Genomic DNA, 26,406 nt, shown 5'->3' with positions numbered 1-26,406 from the left:
CGTTTTCTTCCGAAAGAGACCCATGACTTCAATTTCCAGCCCCGGCCGTACGGTAGACGTGGAGGGTATTACGACCGCCGGCTCGCTCTATCCTTCAGCAACCCGGGTGGGTGACACAGTCTATGTTTCTGGCCAGGTGTCATTTACTGACGACGGACGGATCCACGGCGAAGGGGATGTTTCTGCCCAGACCCGACACTCGGTGGCAAGGCTCGCTCGTGTCCTCGCAGTCTACGCAGCGACCCTCGACGATGTCGTTTCATGCACCGTGTACCTTAAGGACGCAAGCCTGGCAGAGTCCTTCAATGCTGCCTGGGGCGCCGCTTTTGGAAGGCATCGGCCGTCCCGGGCCACAGTTGTTGCCCAGCTCCTCGATCAGCGACTTCTCGTCGAAGTGCAAGCGATCGCCCGGCTACAGAGAAGCAGCTCAGCGGACGCGGGGCGAGAGAAATGAGGCTGCTCGTGATCGGGGCGGGCATCATCGGAGTGACAACGGCCTACGAGCTCGCACGGCGCGGGCACGAGGTCCAGGTCATTGACCGGGAAGCCGGAGAAACCCGTGCGACCAGTGACGCAACCGCGGGACTAATCGCCCCAGGCCATTCCTTTGCCTGGGCTTCGCCATCAGCCCCCATGGAACTCCTGAAATCCCTGTTCACCTCCGATACTTCAATTCGGGTCAGGCCGCGTTTCGATCCCGAACTCATCTCCTGGGGGTTGAAGTTCCTGCGCGAATGCACGCCGTCGCGGGCGCACGACAACACCCTGGCCAAGCTCGGGCTCGCTCAGCGCAGCCAGCAGCTCTTCAACCAGATCGTCGCCGATGAGGGCATGGACTTCAAACCCTCCGCGGGCGGCGTCTTATACCTCTACCGTGACGAGTTAGCACTGCGCCGGGCGATTGAGCACGGACGGATCATGCGCGAGAACGGACAACAGCAGAACGTCCTGTCCAAGGACGAACTGTTCCATCTCGAACCGGCATTGACCAGAAGTCAAGTTCCCTTCGTCGGAGCCGTTCGTGATGCCACCGACGCAACCGGGAATCCTGCATTGTTTGCTTCGGAAATCCGGAAACGGTGCGAGGAGATGGGGGCACAGTTCACCTTTGACACGACCATCCAGTCCATCAATATTGACGGCGACCGCGTAACCGGGCTCAGCAGTGGAAAATCGGATTTCCGCGCCGACGGCTACATTCTCGCCAGCGGCCCTGACAGCGCCCGGCTTGCCCGCACGATAGGAATCCGCCTCCCCATCTACCCCGCCAAGGGATACAGCATGACGGCGCCGGTAACCCCAGGCGCCCTGGCCCCACAACTGGGGGGAATTGACGAAAAATCGCTCGTGGCCTGGTCGCGATTCGGCGATCAATTGCGGATGTCTGCCACGGCCGAGTTCACGGGATACTCTTTGGAATACTTAGCCAAGGACTTCAGCAGGATCCTCAAGGCCGGAGAGGAACTCTTCCCGGGGGTCTTGGACTACAACCGTGCCACTTACAAGGTGGGGCTTCGGCCCATGACGCCCGACGGACCGCCCATTATCGGCAGAGGAAGGCCGCGAAACCTCTACATAAATACAGGCCACGGTCATCTCGGATGGACTATGGCCTGCGGCTCGGCCGAAATGCTGGTGGACATTATCGAATCCAAGCCTTCCACTCTCCGGACCGACGCATACGCGCTGAGCCGTTAGAGGCATGCCGTACCGGATTTCCGTCAGGTGCATAGCGTATCGAGTGCAGCCCTGACCCGTGGGGAGTGTCTCCTAAAGAGGCCAGTCAGATTCTGACGGCTCGAAGAACGGCTCCGCCGCGGTAATTGGGAGCGAGTTTGTCCTAGCGGGTTGCCAAATCACAACTTCCGACGGACGCCACGCTGCCTTACGCGGGTATCAGGCGGACTGGGATGGATTCCCAGCCTCGTAGGGTGTTGTGCAGCAGGGGGACGGGCTGTTCTGTCAATTCGATGCTCTTGACTCGCCTAGCCAAAGCCGTGAAAAGTACTTCCATTTCAAGTCGGCTAATCGGTTGCCCAACACACTGATGAATTCCCATGCCAAAGGCCAAATGTCCGGCAGCCTGGCGGTCGAGGCGGAACTGGGCCGCATCCGGGCCCCAATGAGCGGTGTCTCGGTTGGCAGATCCAACAAACAACAGGACCTTGGTTGCAGCAGGCAAGTTGATGCCCCGGAATGAAGTATCGCTCGAGGTGGTTCGATAAAAGGACTGGAAGGGCGACTCAAACCTTAACGCCTCGTCGATGGCGAACTTCACAAGCCTGGGATCTGCGTGAAGTGCCTCCCATTGCGATGGATCGCTGGCCAAAGGTACCAAGGTGTTTCCGATCGAGAAGATCGTCGTGTCCAGACCTGCGGAGAGCATCGCGCGAACCAGCAACGGTGCTTGGTCTGCTGATATTTCACCCCGGTCGGCAAAATCCCAAATCTGCTCACCAAGACCACCGGGGGCGAGGTTCTCGCGAGAAGTCATCTCCATGACCCACTCATGGGTTCCGGCGCCCTTCTCAAAGTACAGCTGGTGACGGTCATTCTCTGGGCCGAATGCGCTGAAGTTCATTGCGCCGTGAGGAAGAAGATTCTTTTCCCGCCCTTCCCTGGGGATACCGACGGCATCGCCAAAGACGCGGATGGGGAAAATCTCCGCCAGATCGGTTACGCCGTCAATCTCGGCCTTCGCGAGAACATCGTCGACCAGTTCTTCGGCAAAGGCCTCAAAACCGGTTCGGAGGGATCGAACTCCTCGTGGGGATATGACACCGCTCATCGCGGTGCGCATGGCCGTATGGATCGGAGGATCCAGCTCCAGGATTCCCTGAGGTCGCCACGGCGGGTCGTCGTGCAGGTTTTTGGGACCAACGCCTGCTCCCGAGATATATGTTCGGTAGTCGTCGAGGATCTCGCGGCACTCATCGTAGCGACTAAATGCCAGGACTCCGTACTTCTCCAACCAAACAGCCGGCCCGGAAGAACGCATGCGCTCAAAAAGTGGGTAAGGATCTGTCAGGTTCTCGTCGGAATAGGGGTCGTCCGGAAGCGAGACAACATCCGCACCCGATAGCGTCATCTTCATAATGAATCCTAGGTTGCTGAGAATCTTTGGGCACGATCAAAGTATCGATAAGCGGGACAATGAACTAACAGCATTCTCATTTTGCGGGAATGCAAATTGGTTCGTCGCATCGGAACCTGCACCATCGAAGAACGAGGCACTGAGGAGGTCACGATGGCTAACACGTCATTGGAACGGGGGCTTACGATTCTCGCTGAAGTCGCTGGCGGCGCTGACACGACAGTCGAGGGTGTCGCCTCGCGCTTGGGAATTCCCGTCAGCTCGACTTATCGGTACTTCAAGACGCTCAAGGCCCGAGGCTTCATTGTCGAGGATGCAGGCGCCTACCGGCCCGGTCGGGCGCTGCTGGCTCTCGGCGGTCAGTATTCCGTCCAGAACCACCTTGCTGAAGTCGGCACGGCAGTCCTGCGCAGCATCGTCGAGAATGTCGGTGAAACTGCGGTGATGATTATTCGCGTCGGAGCCAGCGCGATGTGTCTTCGCTGCGCCGAAACGGATAAGGCTTTTAAGTACACGTTTGCCGTGAACGAGTTGCTGCCGTTGTACGCCGGCGCCGGGCAACGCCTGCTACTTGCCTGGTCTCCGCCGGACGTCACGAAACAAGTGCTTGATGGAGAACTGATCCGTTTCACCAAGAACACCCTGGACGCGGATCAAATTCGTTCAAGTCTCATTCAGATCAGGTCGGCTGGCTGGGCCATTTCGCGCGGCGAATTGGACCCCGGCTCAGTATCCGTTGCAGTCCCCGTGTTTGTTAGCGGAGAAGTCGTATGTTCCCTGAACGTTGCTGGGCCGGAAGCGCGCTGCGGGTCAAAGACCTGGGTGACTTCTGCCCTGAAAGCCCTAAATAGAGCAGCCGAAAATCTATCTCTGAGTCTCGAATCTCTATCTCCGACGATCAATACTCGAAAGGCACTCGATGCTGACTGAACCACCAACACCATCGGTGACTCCCCCAACACCCCTGACCCCACACGATCCATTTCCACAACGAGCGTTGATCTCAGTTCCGATGATGCTTAAGACCCTACGAGGTACCGGAAATGAGTGAGCAAACACTGCACGCCCCCGGGCACTTGCTGCAAGACTTCTTCACACTCCAAGTCCGAGACATCCAGCAGGAGGCTGCAGGTGTTTCATCCGTGCTCCTAGCCCCGATCGAGTCATCGGCACTCCCCCAATGGACTCCAGGGGCCCACATTGATGTGATGCTCCCGAACCAAATGTTGAGACAGTACTCCCTGATTTCAGATCCTGACGATCATAGCGCCTGGCGAATTGCAGTTCTGCTCGACAAAGAAGGACGCGGCGGCTCACGATACATTCACACAGCGCTACAACCCGGTGACAGCCTTGAAGTAAGGGGTCCAAAGAACCACTTTCCCATAAGGGACTTCGCAGGGCCGATTCAGTTCATTGCCGGGGGCATCGGGATCACACCGCTGCTACCGATGCTACGAGAGGCTGACAGGAAAGGGGCGGATTGGAACCTCCTCTACCTCGGATCGGACCGGAGCTCTATGCCGTTTCTGACCGAGCTGCAGAAGTACGGAAACAGGATCCGCGCGCATGCGAAGAGCGAAAGCGGTGCGATGAACCTGACCGCCTTTGTCGGACGACTGGGGCTTCAATCCGCTGCTTCGACCTATGCCTGCGGACCGTTCCGAATGCTGACCGAACTCGGGGAGCTGTACCGGGATGGGACCCATGGCGAGTACTACCATGAGCTCTTCGACAGCGCTGCCTCGCCAGTGCCTGAATTCGAAGACAGCCTTTCGTTTGTTGTCGAAACCTCCGATGGTGCGGAAGTAGAGGTCGCCGCCGACGAAACCATCATCGACGCTTTGGATCGTGTCGGCGTCCGAACGCTCAGTTCCTGCCGCAAAGGAACCTGTGGAACTTGCGAAACAGAGGTCATTGAGGGCATTCCAGATCATCGGGACGCGGTTCTGAGCCCCGAAGAGCGGGCAGCAGGAGAAACGATGATGATCTGCGTCTCAAGGTGTGTCGGCGACAAACTCGTACTAAACATATAGACGATGCGATCGGGCCGCCTAGCCTAGTAGCGGAGCTTTACGAAAGGACTGACCAGTCCTGCCGCACTGTTCGGAGCAGCCAGGCACGGGCTCCTCCGTGTCAAGAGCACCCCCGGTTTTCCTCTGGGGATGGCATACCGTCTCTGCCTCCCGTAGAACAAAAGATGAAGGTCCAGTGATACGAAAAGCTCTACCAGCCGTATGGGGCGAACAACTGATGCTAGGCGTAGACAGAGTCGCTCAGATAGCATCCACTAGCCGTGACAGGCGCATTCGATTACGAGTAGAGGAGCCACATGATTGTCCTTTCCGGGTCAACCACAACCGCTGAAATCGTCGCCATCGCGCGACGACGAGCAGGTGTGGCGATCTCATCCGATGTCATCGGTTCGATCCGGTTGGCGCATGAGGAAGCGGCTGCCCTTTCGGCACGGATCCCGACATACGGCCGCTCGACTGGTTTTGGTGCCAACAAAGCGACCCAAGTCGACGGGAATGACCTAGAGCATGGCATGCGGCTGCTTAGAAGTAGCGCAGTCGATTCCGGAACGGCACTAGCCGAAGACGCCGTCCGATCGATGCTTGCAGTGCGCCTGTCACAGCTTTGCACTCCAGGAGCCGGACTTGAAGACCGTATATTGCCAGCCCTCGCCACCATGCTTAACTCCAATTCACTCCCCACAATCCGGGAGTTCGGATCCATTGGCACTGCCGACCTTTCAGCACTTTGCGGTACGGCCCTTACGCTACTCGGTGAGCGCGCCGCCACCGGCCCGCTCGATCCAATGGCCCCGTGGGGAAAGGACAGCGCATTACCCTTCGTCTCGAGCAACGCTCTGACCATCGGCCGTGCGGTCCTTGCAGCTCATGATCTCCGTCAGTTAGTTGATGCGGCACTTATGGTCTACGTTCTCACCTTCACCGGCCTCTCGGGCAACCCTTCTCCGTTTAGCGCGGCTGCGGCGAAGGGCACCGCAGCCGAAGATGTGGACGAATTTGCTCAGAGAATGCGAAACATTCTTGGCTCAGGTCATACGCCGTCGCGCATCCAAGATCCATACGGGTTGCGTGCATTTCTGCCCTCCACCATTGGTCTAATTAATGCTCTGGACAAAATCGAAGCATTACTTTCGCGACTCATTGTCGCGGCTCAGGAGAACCCTCTCTTCGTATACGACGAAAACGGCAGGGGTGCATCTGTTGAGCACAGCGCCGGCTTCCATCAGGCTCCCTTGTCGTTGGCTCTCGACGGCGTCAAGATTGCTTTGGCACAGACCATTCCCCTGAGTATGTCCAGAATTCGGATGATGACTGATCCGGAATATACGCTATTAAATCCTTTCCTAGCGGTCGGGGCCGACAGCGCTTCAGGCATTATGACCATTGAATATGTAGTGGCCAGCGCCTATGGGGCAATACATACAGCCGCCCACCCTAGCAGCCTAGCTACGGTGGTTCTGTCGCGAGGGACGGAGGAGGACGCGAGCTTTGCGAGCGAGGGAGTTGTTCAGTTGGAGAGAGCTGTTCACAGCTATCGTTCCGTAGTCGCCGGTGAGCTCATTATCGCGACCCGTCTATTGCGGCAGCGGGGACTTTTGCCATCGGACATGCATTCTCGCGCAGCATCAGATGCATACGAGCTGGCCCTGTCATTGCCCCAGGATGATTCTGACCGCGATCAGAGAAAGGATCTGGATTCAGCGGAAGCCATCCTTGAAGAATTGGCCCTTTTGGGACGTTAGAACGGCCCAAAGATGCCATGTGTGTCATGCGGGGCAAAGCTCCTAAACATCTCACCTCGCAAATGGGTTCATCGTCGTTGGCCCCGAGGTCCATTATTCGCTCGCCTCGATTTTGGCTGTGCCGGCGCCCGTGCGCAAAGGCCCGTGGGTCCCAGACCACTGGCAGACCGGACGAGAGGTCCCAATTCCCAGTGCCGACAGCTGCTCCTTAAACGTCGACAGCTGCTCCTTAAACGCAGACGTTTCGTGAAGATTGAAGGCTTCGTGCTTCGTGCAGGAAGGTGTCCCGGATGAGTAACGCTGTCCGGACGGTAGCAACGACGGCCGAGCCAGGACGTCGACCCTGTCGACTACCATTGGAGTCAGGGAACGAAGATGCCCAAAGGCGCGTTCCTGTTCCCGATGGCGTGGTCCGGCGACTGATGATCACGCAGCCCGCATAAAAGGAGCGTCCGCTGCCTGAGATCCCTTCACTCTCTCGACATTTCACCGTCCGGCGGACAGCGGCTCCTCCGTGACCAGGAAAGCGCGCGTGCCGATCCCGGCATCTTCAGTGCCGAAGGTTGGACGGAACGTCTGCACTCGATGAGCAGTCCTTCTGCTGTGCGTCGGCCGAAGGATGCGGCGATGACCCGTTTGGGCGAAGTCCCGAGTTGCCGTGGGCAAAGCCAGTCTTAGCTCCTGCATTTCGCGCGGTAGCACGCTCCGGTTCGTTCTCGGACGTGTTAGCCATTTCGCGGATAGCCGATCCGGCGGCAAAGACCGTTTCGCCCGAACCTTTTAGTTTGTATGCGTGCATGTGAAAGTCCGGATTGCATTTGTCGCTTACTACCTCGGAGCCATTCGCAGGGCACCGTCCATGCGGAATGTTTCCCCGTTCAGGTAGTCGTGGTCGATGATGGCTAGGGCAAGCTGGGCAAACTCGTCAGGGCGGGCAAGTCGTTTGGGGAAGGGGACTCCGTCGGCCAGGCTCTGGCGAATCTCATCGCTGACGGCTTCCATCATGGGTGTTTCCACGATTCCAGGGGCGATGGTGTTTACACGGATTCCATATTGTGCGAGGTCCCTTGCCGCGGGGAGCGTCATCCCAACGACCCCGGCTTTCGACGAAGCGTAAGCAACCTGGCCAATTTGCCCTTCGAAGGCGGCAACAGATGCCGTGTTGATGATGACTCCGCGCTGGCCGTCTTGGTCAGGCTCGGTTTCAGCGATGGCACCTGAGGCGGCTGATAGGACGTTGAACGTTCCCACAAGATTTACTTCGATGACTTTGGCATACAAAGCCAGATCGTGGACTCGCCTTTTACTGAGAATTCGCTGGGAGGGGAGGATGCCCGCGCAGTTGATGACAATCCTCAAAGGCTTTCCCGAGGAGGCAGTTGCGACGGCTTGCCGGATGTCCTCGGCACATGTGACATCAGCCTCCAGGTACTCGACGCCGTCGATCCGTTCGGCTTTTTCGTTTGCGGCGGCGAGGTCGACGGCCACGACGCGAGCACCCTGCTTGGCCAAGGCCTGGGCACAGGCTGACCCCAGGCCTGAGGCTCCCCCCGTGACTAGTGCTGCCGTATTCTCAATCTGCATTGGAACTCCTAGTTTTGAGGCACACGGCCTCTGTGGCCGCGCCGCTAGCGATAGGCCGCGGCGTCGATTCGATAGTGGTAGAGGGCTCCGTGGTCTGGAGCGTCTTGCTCAGGCGAAGGCCGAGATTCCGGTCAGGGCACGTCCGACGAGGAGGGTGTTGATTTGTTGGCTTCCCTCGTAGGAGTAGATGGCCTCTGCATCCGCGAAAATCTTTGCCATTTCGAAATCAGTGCTGATCCCGTTCCCTCCGAGAATGGACCGGCCCAGCGCCACGGACTCTCGCATCTTTTCGGTGCAGGTTGCCTTCGCCAAGGCCGCGTGGTCCATAGTCAGCCGGCCGGACTCCTGCAGTCTTGCGAGCTGGATCATCAGTGACAGGGACATGGTCGCGTTGCCCAAGATCCTTACTAGTTGGTCTTGTATGAGCTGAAAGGCGGCAATCGGCCTGCCGAACTGCTTCCGTTCAAGGGCATATGTCCGCGCCACGTCAAACGCCGCAAATTGCTGGCCGACTGCCTGCCAGCTGACCCAGACCCGTGAGTTCATCAGGAGCGTGTTCGTGTCCCGGAACGTCTTGGTCCCAGGCAGCCAGTTGGTCAGGGGTATGCGTACATTCCGCAGGATGATGTCGGCATTCTGGACGATGCGGACCGAGATTTTGTTGGCAATGGGTTGAGCGTGGAATCCCTCGCGTTCCCTTTCGACAATAAATCCCTTAATTTGACCGTCCTCGGTGTCTCTGGCCCAGATCAGGACGTAGTCCGCGAAGGTCCCGTTCCCGATCCATCGCTTTGATCCGTTCAGGACCCATTCGTCTCCGTCGCGGGTGGCCGTGGTCTCGATCTCCCTGGAGATGTCAGAGCCGTGCAACGGCTCCGTCAAGGCGAAAGCGCCAATCTTTTTCAACCTCAACAAGTCGGGAAGCAGCTGTTCGCGGTGCGCGTCCGAACCAAGGTGTTCAACGGCAGCGGCGAACAGTTCGTGGTGGACGCCAAGAAATGTCGAGATGGAGGTGTCTGCTCTGGTCAGTTCCATCTGGATGAGGCCCGACAGCAGGTGGCTCGGAGGCTTGCCTCCTGCCAGCTGTTGAGCTGCCAGTTTGGGGAGCAGATCGAAAGGAAACTCGGCGCGGTTCCAATATTTGACGGCGATGGGACGTACTTCGTTCTGGAAGAACCGTCGAGCCGAACTGAACCGCTCCTGCTCCTCCTCGGAAAGCAGGTCTTTCAGGAAGAGAAGATCGGCTTCCGGATATGGTACCGAGCCCTGATGCGACGGGATCGATGTCTTCAACTCTTCTATGAGGGGAATCATCATTGCCTTTCCGCGGCCTGGCCACCAAGCCTCAGTGCGTTGAAATACGGATTGCGCAAGGTTGGCGCTCCCGTGCGTGTCAAAAATGTTCATTCGGTGTTCGTTTCTGAGGTCGTTTCCTCCGTCATGGTGAGCATCCAAGAGCGAAACATATCCGAAAGCATCGGATTGAGTGACGCGGAAGCCTATAACGCTCCGGTCGACCTCATCGTCGGCGAAATCGGCGTCGACTAGTTGCGGTAGAGAAGGAGTGCCTCGCCCTGTCCGCCGCCGCCGCAGAGCGCAACCGCCGCTCGGCCCGATCCCCGGACCTTCAACCCGTTGGCTGCGTGCAGAGCGAGCCGGGCGCCGGAAGCACCGATCGGGTGGCCCAATGCGATAGCACCCCCGTGGATGTTGCACCGTTCTAGCGGAATTTGCAGTTCCCTTAGGGACTGGACCGCGACGGCGCCGAATGCTTCGTTGATTTCGACGAAATCCAGATCCTCGGCATCCCAGCCCGCGCGGGTAAGTGCGGCGCTAATAGCATTGGCCGGCTGGGAATGCAGGGAATTATCCGGTCCCGCGACCTGCCCGGGGGCTCCGACGACCGCGATAATATCCAGGTCCAACCTTTCCGCATTGGCCCGGCTGGTGAGTATCAGAGCAGCGGCGCCGTCCGAAAGGGGGGACGAATTGCCGGCAGTGATAGTCCCTCCGGCTGCAAACGCCGGGCGCAGGCCGGCAAGCGTGTCTGTGGTGGTGTCGGCCCGGACGCCCTCATCCGTGCAGAGAACCAGCGGTTCACCCTTGTGGCGGTTCACCGTGACGGGGACAATTTCGTCCTTGAAGAGGCCATCTTCGGCGGCCTGCGCAGCCCGCCGGTGGGAGGCAGCAGCTACCACGTCTTGCTCGAGACGCCCAATCCCGAGGTTGGTGTTACCGCGCTCGGTCAATGAGCCCATTGATTCCTTGCCGTGGGCGTCCGTGAGACCATCGTGGGCCACGGAGTCCACAACCTCGATACTGCCGTAAGTCCATCCCTGCCGCGAGCCGGGCAGGATGTGCGGGCCCTGACTCATTGATTCCTGTCCGCCAGCCACAACTATCTGGGCATCACCGGCACGGATGAGGCGGGCAGCATCAATGACGGCAGCGAGTCCGGACAGACAGACCTTGTTGATCGTTACTGCGGGTACGTCCCAGGCGATACCGGCCTTCAGGGCGGTTTGCCGTGCCGGGTTCTGTCCGGCACCCGCCTGTACGACCTGTCCAATGATCACGGCGTCAATGAGGTCGGGGCTGAGCCCGGACTTTTCGAGTGCGCCGGCCACGGCTAGGGCACCGAGTTCGACAGCGCTGAAACTGGCAAGTTGGCCGTTGAGACGGCCCAGCGGCGTCCGTGCACAGCCGACAATGACGACGTCACCGGGACTGGGGGCGAATGCTTCTGTGCTGTTGATTCCCATGCTGCTGTAGTCCTTCGTTATTGCGAGATCAGGTGTTGACGTTGCCGGGAGGTCGCGGCAAGAACCTGGTCGGTGATCAGGCTTCGCCTGCGGTTTCCTTACTGGGCAGCGGCGCGCTGTTTCCTGAGGATGAAGCGCTGGAGCTTGCCCGAAGGTGTCTTGGGCAGTGCCTCGATGAAGTGAATCCGTCGGGGAAAGGCGTGGGCAGCGAACTGGGTCTTGACCAGCTTCTGGAGTTCGGCAACTAGGGTGTCATCCCCTCTAACGCCTTCGTTGAGCACGACGTACGCTTCCAGGACTTCCCCGCGGAGCTCATCCGGGGCGCCGATAACGGCGCTCTCGAGCACGGTTGGGTGAGTGGACAAAACACTTTCCACATCGAACGGGCCGATGCGGTATCCCGCCATGATGATGACATCGTCATCCCGGGACGAGAAGAAGTAATACCCGTCCGCGTCTTTCTTGCCCGCGTCCCCGGTGATGTACCAGCGGCCGTCCTGGCTGAAACGTTCAGCTGTTTTTTCGGGAGCGTCTTTATAGCCGGAAAACCACATCATCGGGCTTGCGGCGGCATCGACGGCGACCCGTCCCATTTCGCCGGGGGCTGCCAGTTCATCCGATCCGTCCTTCAGGACCTGGCAGGTCCAGCCCGGCAGCGGGTGGCCCATCGAACCGGGCCTTAGTTCTTGTCTCGTATCATCGTGCCAGGCGTTGATGATCATCATGCCGTGCTCGGTCTGTCCGTAGTGGTCGCGTACGGGCACACCGAATGTCTCTTCGGCCCAGGAGATCACTTCCGGGGTCAGCGGTTCGCCGGCTGAGGAAGCCCGGCGCAGCATGAGGTTCTTCGGCCGGTTCTCGGGTTGAGAACGCATCGTCCGGTAGACCGTCGGGGCGGCTGCGAAGTTGCTGACCTTGAACCGTTCCAGCACAGCGAAACTGAGCGAGGGAGAGAACCCCGCGTGCAGCAGCAGGCTGCGCCTACCGGCCGCGAGCGGTCCGAGGATGCCGTAGTACAGTCCGTAGGCCCAGCCCGGGTCCGCCGCGTTCCAGAAAACGTCATCTTCGCGGACGTCGAGACCGAGCTCGATGTATTGCCGGAATGCCGCCAGGGCTCGGAGCGGAACCGGCACGCCCTTGGGCGTGCCCGTGGTTCCGGAGGTAAAAATCATCACCAGTGTGCCGTCGCCTCCCACGGCTTCGGCAGGGATGCCTGGCTGCTGGGCAGCCAGCAACGGGGTGAGGGCCAGGGCCGGTGCCTTGGCCTGGTCGCCGGCGACCAGGATGGTGGCAGCAGAGTCCTTCAGTTTTTCGAGTTGATCTGCGTCAGTTATAACGACTCTTGCACCGGAGGCAATAAGCCGCAGCTCGATGGCCGGCCAGGCGAATGCAGTAAACAGGGGCACATGGATGGCTCCGCGGCGCCAAATGGCCAGGAGCATGACGGCAAGGTCGGCGGACTTGCCCATTAATGTGGCGACGGTGTCACCCGGTCCGACGCCCAGGTCGGCCAGTGCGGCTGCCGCCCGTTCTGAACGCTCGCGCAGCTGACCGTAAGTGATGTCCTCGCTGCTGAGGTCGGCTTCGATGATGGAAAAGGCAACGGCGTCCGGGTCGTGCCCGTCGCAAAGTAGCTCAGCGGCACACGCATCGGAAGTGGCGTATTTGCTGATCACAGCCTCAACGGTGAGGGTGGATGACGGCATTCGTGTCTCCTGTAGATAAACATGCTGATGATGGGTTGGCGTCCCGCCCCTAGCTCTTGTGTAAGGGCGGGACGCGCTGGGCCTGTTCGGGTCATGGCGGTGCGCCCGGACCGTCGGGTTACCCTTTGTTCAGGATCACGGTCTTCGTCTCTGTGTAAGCGTCAAGGACTGCGGCGCCGTGCTCGCGGCCCCATCCGGACTGTTTGTAGCCACCGAACGGCAAAGCCGGGTCAAGAATGTGGTAGCTGTTGATCCAAACGGTTCCGGCTTTGAGTTTTGATGCGACGTTGTGGGCCTTCGATACGTCGGAGGTCCAGACCGCTGCAGCGAGACCGTAGTTAGTGTCGTTGGCAGTGCGGATGATGTCGTCGACATCATTGAATGGCATCGCGGTGACTACGGGTCCGAAGATCTCCTCCTTCACCACACGCATTGACGGTTTGGTATCAACAAGTACCGTTGGTTCGACGAAGTATCCGACATCTCCCTTGCGACGTCCACCAGTGACAGCGGTGGCCCCCTCGCTCCTGCCGCTTTCCAAGTAGCCCAGAACCGTGTTGAGCTGCTGCTCAGAGACGAGCGGACCCATTTGCGTGTCAGGCGCAAGGCTGTCGCCTACCTTCATTTCCGAAGCGATCTTGGCCACGCCCTCGACGACCCGATCGTAAACCTTCGACTGAACGTATAGGCGTGAACCTGCCTCGCATGCTTCGCCTTGATTGAAGAAGATCGCGTTTGCCGCTCCTTCGATCGCGGCGTCGATATCCGCGTCCGCGAAGACCACGTTTGGCGACTTGCCGCCAAGCTCGAGGGTTACCTTCTTCAGATTCCCGCGCGCCGCGGCAACGATCTTGCGGCCGACCTCTGTTGATCCGGTAAAGGAGATCTTGTCGACGCCGGGGTGGGCGGCGAGTACAGCGCCGACGTTCTCGCCATCACCCTGAACGATGTTCACGACACCGTCCGGGACCCCGGCGTCACGCAGAATCTCGCCCAGCAAAGCGGCGCTGAGTGGGGTCTGTTCCGCCGGTTTAAGGATGACGGTGTTGCCTGCGGCCAGCGCAGGGCTCAGCTTCCACGCAGCAAGCAGAAGAGGGAAGTTCCATGCCACGACCGCCGCAACGACACCGACAGGCTCCCGGACCGTGTATGCGAAGTAGTCGCCAGGGGTGGCGACCGCCGAAACCGGGATGGTGCTGCCCTCGAGTTTTGTGGGCCATCCCGCCATGTAACGGAACCAGTCGGCTGCGAGGGGAACATCGACCAAACGCGCATAAGCCAGCGGCTTTCCGTTATCGAGCGCTTCAACGAGAGCGATCTCCTCCAGTCGTTCCTCCAGAAGGTCGCCGACGCGCCACAGAATCTTGCTCCGTTGGGAGGGGCTCATTCGACCCCAAGGGCCGTCGAGCGCCCTCCGGGCCGCCGACACTGCACGGTTAACGTCCTCGGTGCCACCGAACGAAACCTGCGCGAGCGATTCGCCGTCACACGGATTGAAGGTGGTGAAGGATTCACCAGATGCCGAAGGAACGTTTTGCCCGTCGATCAGGTGGCTGACGGGTCGACTGAGAAAACTTGCGACCTCGGGCAAGATAGCCGCCAACGGCGAATGGACTGTAGATGTCATGATAATTCCTTTAGACTCAAGAATTTGGCGTGCGGGAAGAATGCCCGCGAAGTGATTCCGCGAGGCGGAACTCATAGGGGTGGGTAGTGACGAAAGCCCCTAATCGTGAATTGAGTTAAGTCCAGCGGCCACCGCGACCGGGTCGTAATTGGTGTTCCGCATCATTTCGTGCATCTGACGTCGCCGGACGCCCATGTTCCCTCCGTCGTAAATTGGGAAACACAGCACGTCTTGCATGATTGCCGGGATCGGTGAGAGGTCAGAGTATGCATCGACCCCGATGAGACGCATCGCGTCATACACGGCCTGGACTGAGAGCTCCGAATTGAACACCTTGGAGATGTTGGCGAGCTCGCGATCACGGCCGCCTGTCTTGTCATACTGGTCGGCTGCCTTCCAGGCGAGATAACGCGCGGCCTCGATCTTCATCTTGATATCGGCCAACATGTACCCGACATTCTGGTAATCAATGATCGGGACAGGGCCGGACCGCTTTTCGGCTTTCGCGAACGCATAGGCCGCGTCAAACGCGGCGCGCATTCGCCCGACACATGCGGCGCCAATGAGAGCTCCTGTCCATGAGAACGTCGTCTCCATGATTTCTTGACCCTGTCCGGGAACGCCAATCATGTTGTCTATTGGGACGCGCACGTTGTTGAATACAATCTGCGGAGAAATTACTGCCCTATGGCCCATAGTGTCGATAATCCCGACTGTTTCTACGCCGGGTGTGCCCTTTTCAATGATGATTACGGCGAGGGACTCGTCAGGCGGGAGGTCTGCAGACGTACGGCAAAGGACAGTCATGAGCTCGACACCTTCACGATTCCAGCCGGTCCCGTTGGTGGTGTAACTCTTCTTGCCGTTGATGACCCATTCATTACCGTCCCTTGTGGCGATCGTCTGAGCACCTGCGCCTGGTTCGGGAGAGGCGTAGTTTGCCCCGCCCGCCGACTCAGTGAACGCCAAGGCGCCGAGGGCTGGTTGCCCACTGAGGAACGGCGAGAAGAACCGTTTTTTCTGCTCAGGGGTACCGAAGTGGATGATCGGCTGAAGGGAAAGCCCGGTGCCGAGAATAGCGCTCGGAACATTGACGTCTACCCGTGCGAGTTCCTCGCACGCCAGTGCAAAAGACAACGAGGACATGCCCGTGCCCCCATCGGATTCTGGCACCAGCGCGTTCACGAAGCCGGCGTCGACCATGTCCTGATAGAACGGCTTGAGCTGGTTGAAGCGCTCCTCCGGAGTTCCGTAAGGAGCTATGGCAGCTTCCACTTTGGAGAGGATGTTTTCTGCGAAAAGGCGCGCACCCTCCCTAAGCTGTGCTTGCTCTTCGCTGAGACTGAAACTAATACCCACTCTGATTTCTCCTTCTAGGCGTGGAGTCCCGTAACTGCCAACTCAACCGTGACCAATTCCGGCGTCGACGGCGGCTTGGTGATGGTCGATTTGCCCTACGATTGCCGGGGACTCCCACTGGCACTCTTTTCGATGCAAGATCGACATTAGTGGCTCAGGTCACGAGAAACTGTTCAAAAATTAGACGGTCTGATCAGTGATCTTTAGGGCCCGGATGCGGTTGTAGAGTGTGGTTCGAGTGATCCCCAGATGCTTCGCGGCATGCGTCTTGTTGTCGTTGAATCGCCGTAGCGCGTCGATGATCACTTCACGTTCGGCCTGCTCGCGTCCGGCGAGCTTTGGAGTGGGGCGGGAGCGGTAGTTCAGGGGTAGATCCCCTACCTCGATGGCGCCGACGGTCCGCTGCGACACGGCAGTGCGGAGGACTTTCTTCAACTCGGACAGGTTTCCTGGCCATGGTTGAGCCATGAGGATTCGGGTCGCTGCGGGGCTGAGTCGTCTGTCGTGATCCGGATCGATGGTCGAAAGCATTGATGCTGCGAGAGCTGGGATGTCGTTGCGACGTCCGAGGAGTGGGGACAGGCTTATGACGTGATCGCATCTTGCCAGTAGGCCCCGCATGTGGGGAGGAAGCCACTTATCGGCGTGCCCGGTTAGAACGATCGTTTTGTCAGGAGCCGCACCGAGGACGCCTTCGACGAACTCGATGAGTTCGGGCGAGAGCACATGAACACTCTCGACGACCAAGGTGCCGACCTGCTCTTTGGCTGCGCTGGAAAGTCTCTGGGCCCAACGTTCGGATCCGTCGGCGAGTGAGTCTCGGGCATCCATGGACGTAACTGGCCTGCCTTGGGCCAGCGCGTGCGCTGTGGTGGTTCTGCCTGTTCCAGTCTCGCCCCCGACGTAAATGTGGTGGAAGGAAGCGACGGCTGCGGCGGGGCGCTCTCCTTCGTCGTCAGCGACGTCGTAGCGGATTCCTCCGGTGAGTAGTTTGGCATGCGCGGAGGGGCGGCGGGGTGTGAGCCGTATGATCGCTCCATTCGAGGCTCCTGTCAGTCGTTCGATCTGCGCCTCGAGTTGAGCCCCGGACCCAAGGCTTATTGTGCGGGTCGCGCCATCAGGTGTGACAGAGCCATCGGAAGCGAGTTCGCGGAGCATCGTGACATCGCTTTCGTCGACGAGGCCCAATGCGGCGTTGTTCGCAAGCATCACATTATCGTTCAGCGCGATGACCGTCCGCCCGGTTCGGCCAGCCTCTTGAAATGCACGGAATAACTGGGTGTCGGATGCTCGCGAAGATTCAAGTAGGCGCACCTGGATGTCTTCAGCTGCCCGGATGAGCATAGGGGCGAACAACGGATGGGCGTCTCCTGGTCGAACCGTAATGTTCAGGACGCCCTCCAACCGATGAGTAATCGGATGCACAATGGGTTGGCCGTAGCAAGTGAATGGACTGAGGATCCGCGCGAAGTGTTCCCCGCCCCGGATCCAGATGCCGCTTCTAACCTCTAACGGTGTCCCGAGGCCATTTGTGCCCACATCGGACTCTCTCCATTTGGCCCCCGAGACTGCGCCGGCTCGTTCAAGCGCTTGATCGACCTCGGGCCTATCGAACCACCGCCCGACGATGCAACTGTCTGAATCGCCCAGCAGCAATGAGTATGGCAAACCGGTGAGATCGAACGCGACTCTGTCCAGGACAGGTACGGCAGCCTGGATCAGCCGACTTGAGGATTCGAAGTCAATGACCTCTAGGCCCTGGAGGTGGCTGCCCGGCGAGACGCCCGCAATCTGTGAACGCTTCCAAGACAGTGCGATTTCTGGCCTGAGGTTTAGTGGACCGTCTGGAGTCGTGACACCCTCCAACGAGTTCACCCCCTCCCCTGTGGCGCTAAGGGTCCTCTGGTAGTAGTTATGCCATTTTACTTCTTCTTATTCTGGTCACGCGAACGGTTCCCGGAATGACCGACGCTTGGCCGAGATACCGCTGGTGTTGAATTGATCGCATCTTAACGTTGGGACAGCGTCGACCACGGTATCCAACGCAGTCCGGTGGGAGGCCGCTGCTTCCTCACAAACGCCGAGCACATCCGAGGAGCGTGTTGTAGTCCGTGTCCCAGGGGGTCCTCACTTAGATCTCGCCATTGCACATGTTGCCGGGGCGGCCGGGGTGGCTGTGCCGCCGGCGGCGAGCAGGACCACAGGAAGCTCGCCGGTGCTGGCAAACTTCTTTACCAGTCCGTACAAACCGCGATGGAGTGCTCATGGCCCGGGGGCGTTGAGCGGGCGCATTTGGTCTACCCCGACTGTGCTCCCTGACGATTGTGATCAATCCGTTCACTCGCAACTGGGGTCCCCGCCCGGCTTGGCTCCGACGCTTTCTGAGTCCTGTTTGATACGCCGGACTGCGGACCAGTCACGTGGATGTAGGAAACGGGGAGTCATCGCGGGATCAGTGATGAGACCGTGGCGCCGGAGTCGATGGCACAGAGAGCGCGATCGGTGACTTCGTGAATTGCACCGATGCCGTCGACCTGTCTGAGGATGCCGCGCTCGGAGTACCTGGCCACTACGGCCTCTGTCTGCTCGTGATACAGATGAAGGCGGTGCCGGATGACGGCTTCCTTGTCGTCGCTCCGGTTCGCCTTCTCGGCCCGTCCTAGGAGGCGGGAAATCAGCTCTTCATCGTCGGCCGTTAGCGTCAGGACGAAGTCGAGCTTCTGCTCGCGGGTCGCGAGGATGTTGTCGAGATAGTCGACCTGCGCGGTGGTCCGGGGGTAGCCGTCCAGGAGGAAGCCGTCGTCGACGTTGGGAGCACTGAGCCGATCGCGCACCATCTCGTTGGTAACGCTGTCTGGGACGAAGTCTCCAGAGTCCATGTACTTCTTGGCCCGGACACCTAGAGGGGTCCGACCTTGGACGTTGGCCCGGAAGATGTCACCGGTTGAGATCGCTGCAACGCCGAGCCGATCCGAGAGGCGTTCCGCTTGCGTGCCCTTGCCGGAACCGGGGGGTCCAATAATCAACATTCTCATCTTAAGGATGCCCTTCGAGTCTCGGGGGTGGGTGGGGTAACTCTCAATAATCCGTGTCAGCTGCTCCGATATCGTCGTAGTCGAATCATCTGGCTGCAGCCGGCAAGTCCTCGGGACGAGCCAAAACCTTGGCGGCACTGAACTCATGAGTCAAAAGGGGAAGTTTCGGACTGAGAGGAGGAAGGGATGAGCCGGGAGGAGGATTCCATGAGTAACGGGCAAACACCTGTTTGCCGTCAGCCCGTTCGACCATTTCTCGAGGGAACGGGCCGTCGGCAGAAATCCAAAGTATCGAATTGTCTGGCATTACGGCCTCGACCACTCCGGTTCGGAGAGTCTGACCAATCAGCCGTATCTCTACGAATTGACCCAAAGCGCGATGCCAGTCCGATTGCAGGTGAAGGTCCACAGACTCCTCCTATCCGTTTGTCGGTCTTGAAGTATCCAGCCACATGGAATAGCAGTTGGAAACATGAATGCGGGTGCGCCCAGGAGTGGCACCCGAACGTTGCGAAAGTCGATGGCCCTTGACCATCCGGTGCTCCACTACGGATCCTTGGCCGTCCTCGGCCACGGTCATAGAGACCGCTGTTCCACGCCGTTGTAGGCGCTGAGGGGGCGTATGAGGGAGTTGGAAGCGGTCTGTTCCATGATGTGTGCTGTCCAGCCGGTGATCCGGCTGGCCACGAAAACAGGAGTGAAGCTCTGCGTGTCGAAGCCCATGAGGTGATAAGCCGGGCCCGAGGGATAGTCGAGGTTCGGCTTGATTGCCTTGGCCTCGTCCATGGCCTGCTCGAGGCCGTTGTACAGGCCCAGTATTTCGGGCCGGCCGTAGTGGGCGATCATCTTGTCCAGTGCGGCCTTCATGGTGGGCACCCTGGAGTCGCCGTGCTTGTAGACGCGGTGCCCGAATCCCATGACCTTTTTCTTCTGTGCCAGGGCGTGTTCCATCCAGGTCTTCGCCCGGGCGGCGGCCTCTTCCAGGGATTCTTCGGTGCGGATGCCGATTTCCTCGAAGGTGTGCATGACGGCCTCGTTGGCGCCGCCGTGCAGCGGGCCCTTGAGGGCGCCGATCGCCGCGGTGACCGCGGAGTGCAGGTCCGAGAGGGTGGAGGTGACCACGCGGGCCGTGAAGGTGGACGCGTTGAAGGAGTGCTCGGCGTAGAGGATCATCGAGACGTTGAATGCCTTCACGACCTCGTCCACCGGGTCCTCGCCGAAGGTCATCCACAGGAAATTCGCTGAGTAGCCCAGGTCGTCGCGGGGTTCCACGACGCCCTGGCCGCGCCGGCGGCGCTGGTCGTAGGCGACCACCGCGGGCATGGCGGCGAACAAGTCAATGGCCTTGGCCATGTTGGCTTCCGGCGTGGAATCCTCGGCCAGCGGGTGCCGTGCTCCCAGCACCGAAGCGGCCGTCCGGCAGACATCCATGGGGTGGGCCGTCGTCGGCAGCGTGTCGATGACCTGCTTCACTACGGGGTCAAGGGCGCGGCCCGCGCGCTCGCGGGCTGTGAACTCTGCAAGTTCCTCCGGCGTGGGCAACTCACCGTTCCAGAGCAGGAAGGCGACTTCTTCGAAGCTGCACTTGGCGGCGAGTTCCTGCACGGGGTAACCGCGGTACAGCAGCGAGTTGGTGTCCGGGTTGACCTTGGAGATCGCGGTATAGTCAACCACGACGCCGGCCAGGCCTTTCTTGATCTCATTTTCAGCCATGTTGAAACTCCTTCGTTTCTTTGTGCTTGTTTGCCGGCCGAAGCCGGAAGTGCGGGATGGGTGGGGGTCAGTTGGTACATGAAAACGCTCGTGCCGCAGTGGTTGTAAGCCTCGTAGTCCACGAGGTCATAGAGCCGCGCACGGGTCAGCATGTTCTCCACCTGCGCCTCCTGCGTTCCTGTGGCCTTCAACTCCTCACGGGCAAGGTTCTCTTCGCTCTTATAGACGCGGACGGAATTTAGGGCAGTCATACCTGTATGCGCGGTCACTTGCCCTCATCAAGCACTTCCTTTTGTTTCGCCATGTCCAACTTCCTCAAGCCTTCCGTTTCAAAGACCGCGGTGGGGCTGGCTTCTGTTGCGATTGTCGGAATCCCGGGTGATCACATGAGCCACCCCGCCACGGTCTTCAGACTTCGGTCTTCGCAGCATGGTTGGGTGTCATGGACACGACCACCTCTTAATGTATACATTATAAGGTGTTAAGATGGCAACAACTCTTCATTTTGGCAATATTCCTCCATTTATGTATACATACGCCGAAATCAACTCTGCGTCCTGCAGTGGGCTGAGGTGTGCATTTCATCGTGAGAGTCATACGTACATCGCCCTGACCAGCAATTGCGCGGGCCGGGTCTGCGGGGTACCGCAGCACGGCGATCGACCGCTTAACGGGCGCCTTCGCCCGCTGATATTCCTTCTGTCAGGGCTTTCGTAAGGCCTCGTCGCGGTGTAAGAAGTGTGGCGGGCCCTGAGGCATGTCTCTGGCCAGCGGGTCCGTGTTCACAAGCGAGGGAAGCGATTTGGCGAAGCCTAGACCGACCGGACGTCCCCGGGGTCCAGCTCGGGCCGGAAACGAACCAGCCTCACACTGTGGCGGAACGCCAGCCCCGAGCGGGCCGCGTCGGCCGAGATCTCGACGACGACAGGTTCCACGAGGGTCAGGTGCACCAGACGCTTCTCCTTGGCGAAGCGGTCGAGCCACGTCGACGGGACTTCCTCCGGCCAAGGGTGCTCCCCTGCCGGCGGCCTTAGGAATCCCGCGGCTTTGGCTGCCTGATCCGATGAGAGCGATCCCGTACGACCCGCGAAGCGGAGGCGCCCCGAGTCGTCGTGCAGGCCGAGGACCAGCATCGTCGGCCTCGAGCACGAGCCGATCACAGCGGCCACGACGGCTTCTGTCGTGTCGCGTCTCTTGACCTTGAACCACGCCCGCACCCCTCCCCTGCATGGTTCGTCCAGTCTTTTTGCCATGACCCCTTCCACACCTGTGTGGGCGAGGTCGTCCCACCATTGCACAGCGACGGCCCGATCATGCGTTGCCGGGGACAGCTGTAAAGGAGGGGCGAAATCCGTGGCAAGTTCCTCGAGGAGCCTCCGCCGGTCCGCGAGTGGCAGGGAACGCACGTCGCGGCCGAGGACGGCCAAGACGTCGAACACCACCAGAGAAGCCGGCTGCCGGGCCGCGAGCCGGCGCGCCAGGGCAGCTCCGGCTCCCATGCGGCGCTGCAGCGCGTCGAAGTCGAACTGTTCCCCGTTCCAAATCACCGCCTCGCCGTCGAGCACGAAGCCTTCGTCAACCTGCTCAGCCACAGCCTGTTCTAGCTCGGGCAGCCTTGAAGTGAGGTCGGTGCCGTTCCGGGACCAGATCCGCACCCTGCCGTCTTCTATGACAGTCCCGGTCCTGAAGCCATCGAACTTGGGTTCGAAGAGCATCTGCGGTCGGTCCGGGATCGTGGGCACAGCCTTGGCGAGGGCGAGGTCGAAGGGCCCGCCCAGCGCTCTGGAATGACCGGCGCTCATGCTCCACGGTAGTCCTTCTGCCGCCTGCTAAGTCTCCCCTCACGCACGCAGGCGTTGTAAGAGCGATTCGCCGATCGCATCGTGCAGTTCTCGCACCCATATTGCAGTTTCGGGTCCCTTGCGGTGTGCCGATCAGGTGACTCGCAGGATCCGACGTTGTCCGCGATGCCCTCGTAGCCAGGCTGGCGATGCGACTCCACCGGAACTGCGCCTCGCAGGTGCCGCTGGAACTGGCTGGCACCGTCGAGCAGACGCGGGGCCGTTCGACGCCGATCGTGTTCACAGGCGTCGCCGATGCGGTGCACCAGGGTCAGGTGTATGAGCTGAAATTCGTCTCTGAGCTGTCATACGTGATGTCCCTGCAGCTCGCGCTCTACCTGGTCGTAGGAGGATTCGACTCAGGCGTCCTCTGGAACACGCGAACGGACGAGCGCTGGTCGGTGCAGGTGCCGGATCGCGAGCGATATCTGCACGCCGTGGTGCGCTGGGTGACCAAGCAGTATCGGGCGTACGCGAAATGAACCGGCGAGCCGGCCACGCTGTGTGATTGGTGCTTTGATCATGACTTACCTCGGACTGGGCGCGGCATTCGTCGTATCAGCGGGTCAGTCGACTATTTTGGGCTCTTGTAACGCCACAACTTCACGGCTTTGCCCAATGCCTGGATCCGGCTTTGGAAATCGATCCGCTTGACAGTGGCTGAGCGGTTGTGACGGGAGGTACGGCCGGTGCGTCGAAAGAAGGGTCAGTCGCGCATATGCCTGACGCTGGATTGCACGCGGATTACCACCAAGGGACTGTGCTGGGTTCATGGGCGATGGCCGGGGCGTCGCACTTTGCCAGATCCATTGGACACAGAGCCATCTCCGGAACTGGCATTGTGGTGGCCGAATGCCTGGTGGCGCTATCAACAGCTGGAGCACATCAGAGTTGATCACTCAAGGTCTTGGCGCGCGCGTGATGCTGCTTCCGACGAGCAACGGCAGATTTGTGACTTTGCTGTAATCCTATGGATCCCAATCGGCGTCGCCGCCTGGCGCAAATTTGGCAATCGGCCGTCGTGGAGATTGCCGCCGGATGGTTGGCTGTTCGCTCAGTGGGCCAAGGAGTTCCCCGAGCTGAAGTTGACTGAATGGAGCAATCCGCCCAACACGGAATCTGGGCGCTCCTTTGGTTACCGGCTGTTGCCGTGGATGGATCACTATGCGCGACAACTCCAGGCGACCCACCAGAGGACACAGGCACCGTTTCTGCCTGTGGACATGCATCGGGCGGACGACGAAAATTCGATCACCAAGCTGCGGAAACAGCAGCGGACGAATCTGCCCGTGTTCGTCCGACATGCAAAAGCGATTGTCAATCACAAAACCGGACACAGCAGTTCCGGCATGGCCGGTGTCCTCGCCGATCCTGATGTTGATCTGGAGGTTCCATCTGGAACTGTCGTCTATCACCAGATTGGTGCCCGGACTACGGGTCCGCCCGCTCTTGCCATGCATCTTGCCCTTGAAGTAGGCGATGTTGTGCAGTACAACCACATTCGTAGTGCGACGACGAAAATTTGGTGGTTCGGCTCATTGCATCCGACACCGCGGTGGTTGAACTCGGACGGCGTGGAGACAGGCTTGCGTCTTGAACTTGCACCACGACAAGGCGTCTACATCGACGAGCAGGCGCGCAATGTTGTGAATATCCATGTATTGAAGGAGAACGAGTTGGTTCTGCCCGCAGGAACCGTCTGGGAGGTCGTGGGGATCGCTGACGTCGTACAGTCGGATTCGCGTATATCTCGGTTTGACAGCTTCGAACGGCTCAGGGCGATTCAAATGCGGGAGATCGCACCGAGTGAGGTCAGTGGTCGTCCCGTGAAGCTCATGACTATATGACCCGAAGCCGCGGCGCTGATTCAGCCGTCGGTTTCAGGCACTCAATCGGTGCGGATGTTCAGGACGCGGTATCCATCAGGGACCAGGCCGCGGGCATTCTGGAGCGCCGTGTCGTAGTCGGGACCCTCGGCTTTCACTTTCTGATACGAGGCCGGATCGTCTTGCTCGCTCGGGTCCGTGAGCGGTCCGATGGTGAGAGTGATTTGCATAGTGGTGATTCTCCCATTTGTCGCTTTGGACCCTCTGGCCGCGCTATGCGACGGCGACGGGCAGTTCGTCCCAATTCGTCGTGCATCGCTTCGAGAGCATTGCCCGTTTCATCTCCCAGCTCTGCGGTGTCTTCAGACCGCCGAGGCCGACACCCACTGCCTGGCCGCCGAGCTTTCGGTTGATGGCATCGAGCACCTGCCCTACTCCCCTGCCTTCGAACTCCGGCTGGAACAGCGGCAGGACCTGTGTGCCGTCGGCTGCTCTGAGATCCGTGAGCACGACGCCGGCCCGTGCATAGCGGATCCCTGGCACAGGGAACAGCTCCGGGAGCAGTGCACGTGCAGCCTTGGTCAGCGTGATCGGGTCATCGCTCGGGTTCGGCAGCGGCACGGCCACGTGCGCGCTGTGGGCCACCGTGCCCTCATCGGCCCAGCCGGTCGACGCCCATGCCGAGAGATGCCCGGCGACTGAGCCTTGTGACCGGAGTCGCGCGGACACACGCTGGGCGTAGATCGAGAGCACCTGAGCCATGTCGTCGGGATCCGTGAGTTTCTTGGCGAAGCTCCGCGAGAAGATGAGCTGGTCTTTTGCCGTCGGCGGCTGCAGCTCGAGCTCGATGCACTTGATGCCGCGCAGCTCCAGGATGGTGCGTTCCATGACGACCGAGAAGCACTTCCTGATCCACTTCGCATCAGCGTCACGCAGGTCTTTCGCCGTATGGATGTCCATCGGGGCGAGCCTTTTCGTCGTGCGCCCGGCGACGCCCCAGAGGTCCTGCACGGGGATCGAGGCCAGGATCCGATCCAGCTGTTCTGCCGGGTACCTGCCCAGGTCGAGCACGCCATTCATCGCGGGGCTCTTCTTGATGCCGAGCGCGGCGACCTTGGCGAGGGTTTTCGTCGGACCGATCGCGACGCGCACCGGGACACCGGTCAGGCGCATCACCGTCGAGCGGATCTCATGGCCGAGGACCTCGAGGTCCTCAGGTGTGCCGCGGAGCTGGAGAAAACTTTCGTCAATCGAGTAGACCTCCTGCCACGCCGAGAATCGCGACAGGATCGTGGCGACGCGGGCCGAAAGCGAACCGTAGAGCTCGTAATTGGATGACCGCGCACTGACGCCCCTGGCCCGGCACCAGGACTCGACCTTGAACCAGGGCTTGCCCATGATTTCAGGGTCCATCTGTTTGGCCAGGGGGTCGGCCGCGACCACGCATCCGTCATTGTTACTCAACACAACAATCGGTCGATCGCGGAGCGACGGATCGAAGACCCGTTCAGCACTGGCGTAGAAGGAGACGCAGTCAACGAGTGCGATGGAGGTCGGAACTTCTGGTCGGATCGTCACGGTGTGAAGCATAGGTAGGGCGACTGACATCGGTTTTGTGCAAGACCCAGGTGACAACGCCCCAGATCGTCAATTCCGACAATTCATGCAGGGTGAGATCGGGGTAGGCCGGATTCTCACTACGGAGTACTGGCCGCCCCTGCACCAGATCGAGGCGTTTGACGGCGTACTCCGCGTCGATGACTGCGATGACGATGTGTCCAGCGACCGGAGTGATGCCTCGGTCGACCAGGAGCAGGTCACCGTCGTGAATGCCGGCATTGATCATGGAATCGCCGGCGGCGCGCCAGATGTAGGTGGAGACCCGGTCCCGGATCAGGTGCTCGGCGAGGTCCAGATCACCCGAGAAGTAATCCTGGGCGGGAGACGGGAAGCCGCACTGGACCGCCTCTGGCGCGAACGGCAGCATGACGGGCTGATCGGGCACAAGCGGCGCTACGGGTACAGCGCGCATCGGGTGAAGCTCCTCCTCGAACATATGTTCGAATATCTAGACTACGCTG

At 59.9% G+C, this 26,406-nt stretch carries 22 protein-coding genes and 1 pseudogene; 8 read left to right on the top strand and 15 right to left on the bottom strand.

The features are described 5' to 3' along the window. Nucleotides 1-22: 22 nt before the first annotated feature. Nucleotides 23-454: a RidA family protein gene (locus QRN59_RS09780; RefSeq protein ID WP_284982313.1), complete on the top strand. Its 432-nt coding sequence runs from the start codon at nucleotides 23-25 to the stop codon at nucleotides 452-454. After that, a complete protein-coding gene (locus QRN59_RS09775; RefSeq protein ID WP_284982312.1) occupies nucleotides 451-1,698 on the top strand; it encodes a D-amino acid dehydrogenase in 1,248 nt (415 codons plus the stop codon). Before QRN59_RS09780 ends, QRN59_RS09775 begins: the two co-directional genes overlap by 4 nt. A 187-nt stretch (nucleotides 1,699-1,885) precedes the next feature. Here the strand turns inward: QRN59_RS09775 and QRN59_RS09770 are convergent, their stop codons facing one another. Then, complete coding sequence (locus tag QRN59_RS09770) at nucleotides 1,886-3,094, bottom strand: cytochrome P450 (RefSeq protein WP_284982311.1); 1,209 nt, start codon at nucleotides 3,092-3,094, stop codon at nucleotides 1,886-1,888. 153 nt (nucleotides 3,095-3,247) lie between these two features. Here QRN59_RS09770 and QRN59_RS09765 point away from each other — a divergent pair, with 153 nt between their 5' ends. The 3 genes from QRN59_RS09765 (at nucleotide 3,248) to QRN59_RS09755 (ending at nucleotide 6,872) form a co-directional block, all read left to right on the top strand. After that, nucleotides 3,248-4,024, top strand: coding sequence for an IclR family transcriptional regulator (locus QRN59_RS09765; RefSeq protein WP_284982310.1), 777 nt, complete (start codon nucleotides 3,248-3,250; stop codon nucleotides 4,022-4,024). Nucleotides 4,025-4,137: 113 nt separating this feature from the next. Next, on the top strand, nucleotides 4,138-5,130 hold the full coding sequence (locus tag QRN59_RS09760) for a PDR/VanB family oxidoreductase (RefSeq protein WP_284982309.1): 993 nt from the start codon (nucleotides 4,138-4,140) through the stop codon (nucleotides 5,128-5,130). A 296-nt stretch (nucleotides 5,131-5,426) separates the two neighbouring features. Further along, nucleotides 5,427-6,872, top strand: coding sequence for an aromatic amino acid lyase (locus QRN59_RS09755; protein WP_284982308.1), 1,446 nt, complete (start codon nucleotides 5,427-5,429; stop codon nucleotides 6,870-6,872). Nucleotides 6,873-7,700: 828 nt separating this feature from the next. Here the strand turns inward: QRN59_RS09755 and QRN59_RS09750 are convergent. Together QRN59_RS09750 and QRN59_RS09745 are read right to left on the bottom strand one after the other, a co-directional pair. Beyond that, nucleotides 7,701-8,456 (bottom strand): SDR family NAD(P)-dependent oxidoreductase, encoded by a 756-nt coding sequence (locus tag QRN59_RS09750; protein WP_284982307.1) that lies wholly within the window; start codon nucleotides 8,454-8,456, stop codon nucleotides 7,701-7,703. A gap of 108 nt (nucleotides 8,457-8,564) precedes the next feature. After that, entirely contained in the window at nucleotides 8,565-9,773 is a 1,209-nt protein-coding gene (locus QRN59_RS09745; protein WP_350225227.1) for an acyl-CoA dehydrogenase family protein, read from the bottom strand. Nucleotides 9,774-9,866: 93 nt separating this feature from the next. Here QRN59_RS09745 and QRN59_RS09740 point away from each other — a divergent pair, with 93 nt between their 5' ends. Beyond that, nucleotides 9,867-10,004, top strand: a complete 138-nt coding sequence (locus QRN59_RS09740) for a hypothetical protein (protein ID WP_284982306.1) — start codon at nucleotides 9,867-9,869, stop codon at nucleotides 10,002-10,004. On the opposite strand, the gene QRN59_RS09735 is transcribed toward QRN59_RS09740, so the two are convergent. From QRN59_RS09735 to QRN59_RS09695, 9 genes and pseudogenes are all read right to left on the bottom strand, one after another. Continuing rightward, a complete protein-coding gene (locus QRN59_RS09735) occupies nucleotides 10,001-11,218 on the bottom strand; it encodes an acetyl-CoA C-acetyltransferase (protein ID WP_284982305.1) in 1,218 nt (405 codons plus the stop codon). The genes QRN59_RS09740 and QRN59_RS09735 overlap by 4 nt on opposite strands. A gap of 98 nt (nucleotides 11,219-11,316) precedes the next feature. Then, nucleotides 11,317-12,924: an AMP-binding protein gene (locus tag QRN59_RS09730; RefSeq protein ID WP_284982304.1), complete on the bottom strand. Its 1,608-nt coding sequence runs from the start codon at nucleotides 12,922-12,924 to the stop codon at nucleotides 11,317-11,319. Between the two features lie 118 nt (nucleotides 12,925-13,042). After that, nucleotides 13,043-14,551, bottom strand: coding sequence for an aldehyde dehydrogenase family protein (locus QRN59_RS09725; protein WP_284982303.1), 1,509 nt, complete (start codon nucleotides 14,549-14,551; stop codon nucleotides 13,043-13,045). Between the two features lie 99 nt (nucleotides 14,552-14,650). After that, entirely contained in the window at nucleotides 14,651-15,910 is a 1,260-nt protein-coding gene (locus tag QRN59_RS09720; RefSeq protein ID WP_284982302.1) for an acyl-CoA dehydrogenase family protein, read from the bottom strand. A 180-nt stretch (nucleotides 15,911-16,090) separates the two neighbouring features. Next, nucleotides 16,091-17,785 carry a sigma-54-dependent Fis family transcriptional regulator gene (locus tag QRN59_RS24635; protein ID WP_502871044.1) on the bottom strand — a complete coding sequence of 565 codons (1,695 nt, stop codon included), beginning with the start codon at nucleotides 17,783-17,785 and terminating at the stop codon, nucleotides 16,091-16,093. A gap of 566 nt (nucleotides 17,786-18,351) precedes the next feature. Next, nucleotides 18,352-18,939: an adenylate kinase gene (locus QRN59_RS09710; protein WP_284982300.1), complete on the bottom strand. Its 588-nt coding sequence runs from the start codon at nucleotides 18,937-18,939 to the stop codon at nucleotides 18,352-18,354. A 582-nt stretch (nucleotides 18,940-19,521) separates the two neighbouring features. Next, nucleotides 19,522-20,658 carry a bifunctional 2-methylcitrate synthase/citrate synthase gene (locus QRN59_RS09705; RefSeq protein WP_284982299.1) on the bottom strand — a complete coding sequence of 379 codons (1,137 nt, stop codon included), beginning with the start codon at nucleotides 20,656-20,658 and terminating at the stop codon, nucleotides 19,522-19,524. Nucleotides 20,659-20,726: 68 nt separating this feature from the next. After that, nucleotides 20,727-20,855, bottom strand: a pseudogene (locus QRN59_RS09700) (methylisocitrate lyase); the annotation flags it as partial. Between the two features lie 615 nt (nucleotides 20,856-21,470). Beyond that, on the bottom strand, nucleotides 21,471-22,460 hold the full coding sequence (locus QRN59_RS09695) for an ATP-dependent DNA ligase (RefSeq protein WP_284982298.1): 990 nt from the start codon (nucleotides 22,458-22,460) through the stop codon (nucleotides 21,471-21,473). Between the two features lie 188 nt (nucleotides 22,461-22,648). Here QRN59_RS09695 and QRN59_RS09690 point away from each other — a divergent pair, with 188 nt between their 5' ends. Both QRN59_RS09690 and QRN59_RS09685 read left to right on the top strand, forming a co-directional pair. After that, complete coding sequence (locus tag QRN59_RS09690; protein WP_284982297.1) at nucleotides 22,649-22,981, top strand: hypothetical protein; 333 nt, start codon at nucleotides 22,649-22,651, stop codon at nucleotides 22,979-22,981. Nucleotides 22,982-23,308: 327 nt separating this feature from the next. Beyond that, nucleotides 23,309-24,346: a hypothetical protein gene (locus tag QRN59_RS09685; protein WP_284982296.1), complete on the top strand. Its 1,038-nt coding sequence runs from the start codon at nucleotides 23,309-23,311 to the stop codon at nucleotides 24,344-24,346. Between the two features lie 41 nt (nucleotides 24,347-24,387). On the opposite strand, the gene QRN59_RS09680 is transcribed toward QRN59_RS09685, so the two are convergent. The 3 genes from QRN59_RS09680 to QRN59_RS09670 are packed head-to-tail and all read right to left on the bottom strand — an operon-like array spanning nucleotide 24,388 to nucleotide 26,357. Then, nucleotides 24,388-24,555: a hypothetical protein gene (locus QRN59_RS09680; RefSeq protein WP_284982295.1), complete on the bottom strand. Its 168-nt coding sequence runs from the start codon at nucleotides 24,553-24,555 to the stop codon at nucleotides 24,388-24,390. Between the two features lie 43 nt (nucleotides 24,556-24,598). Beyond that, nucleotides 24,599-25,903, bottom strand: coding sequence for a Y-family DNA polymerase (locus tag QRN59_RS09675; RefSeq protein ID WP_284982294.1), 1,305 nt, complete (start codon nucleotides 25,901-25,903; stop codon nucleotides 24,599-24,601). Beyond that, on the bottom strand, nucleotides 25,860-26,357 hold the full coding sequence (locus tag QRN59_RS09670) for a LexA family protein (protein ID WP_284982293.1): 498 nt from the start codon (nucleotides 26,355-26,357) through the stop codon (nucleotides 25,860-25,862). Before QRN59_RS09670 ends, QRN59_RS09675 begins: the two co-directional genes overlap by 44 nt. Nucleotides 26,358-26,406 lie beyond the last annotated feature (49 nt).

The organism is Arthrobacter sp. efr-133-TYG-118 (genome assembly GCF_030209755.1).
GTDB lineage: Bacteria > Actinomycetota > Actinomycetes > Actinomycetales > Micrococcaceae > Arthrobacter.
The sequence above is the reverse complement of the archived record's forward strand: the minus strand, read 5'-3'. Positions and strand labels throughout refer to the sequence as shown.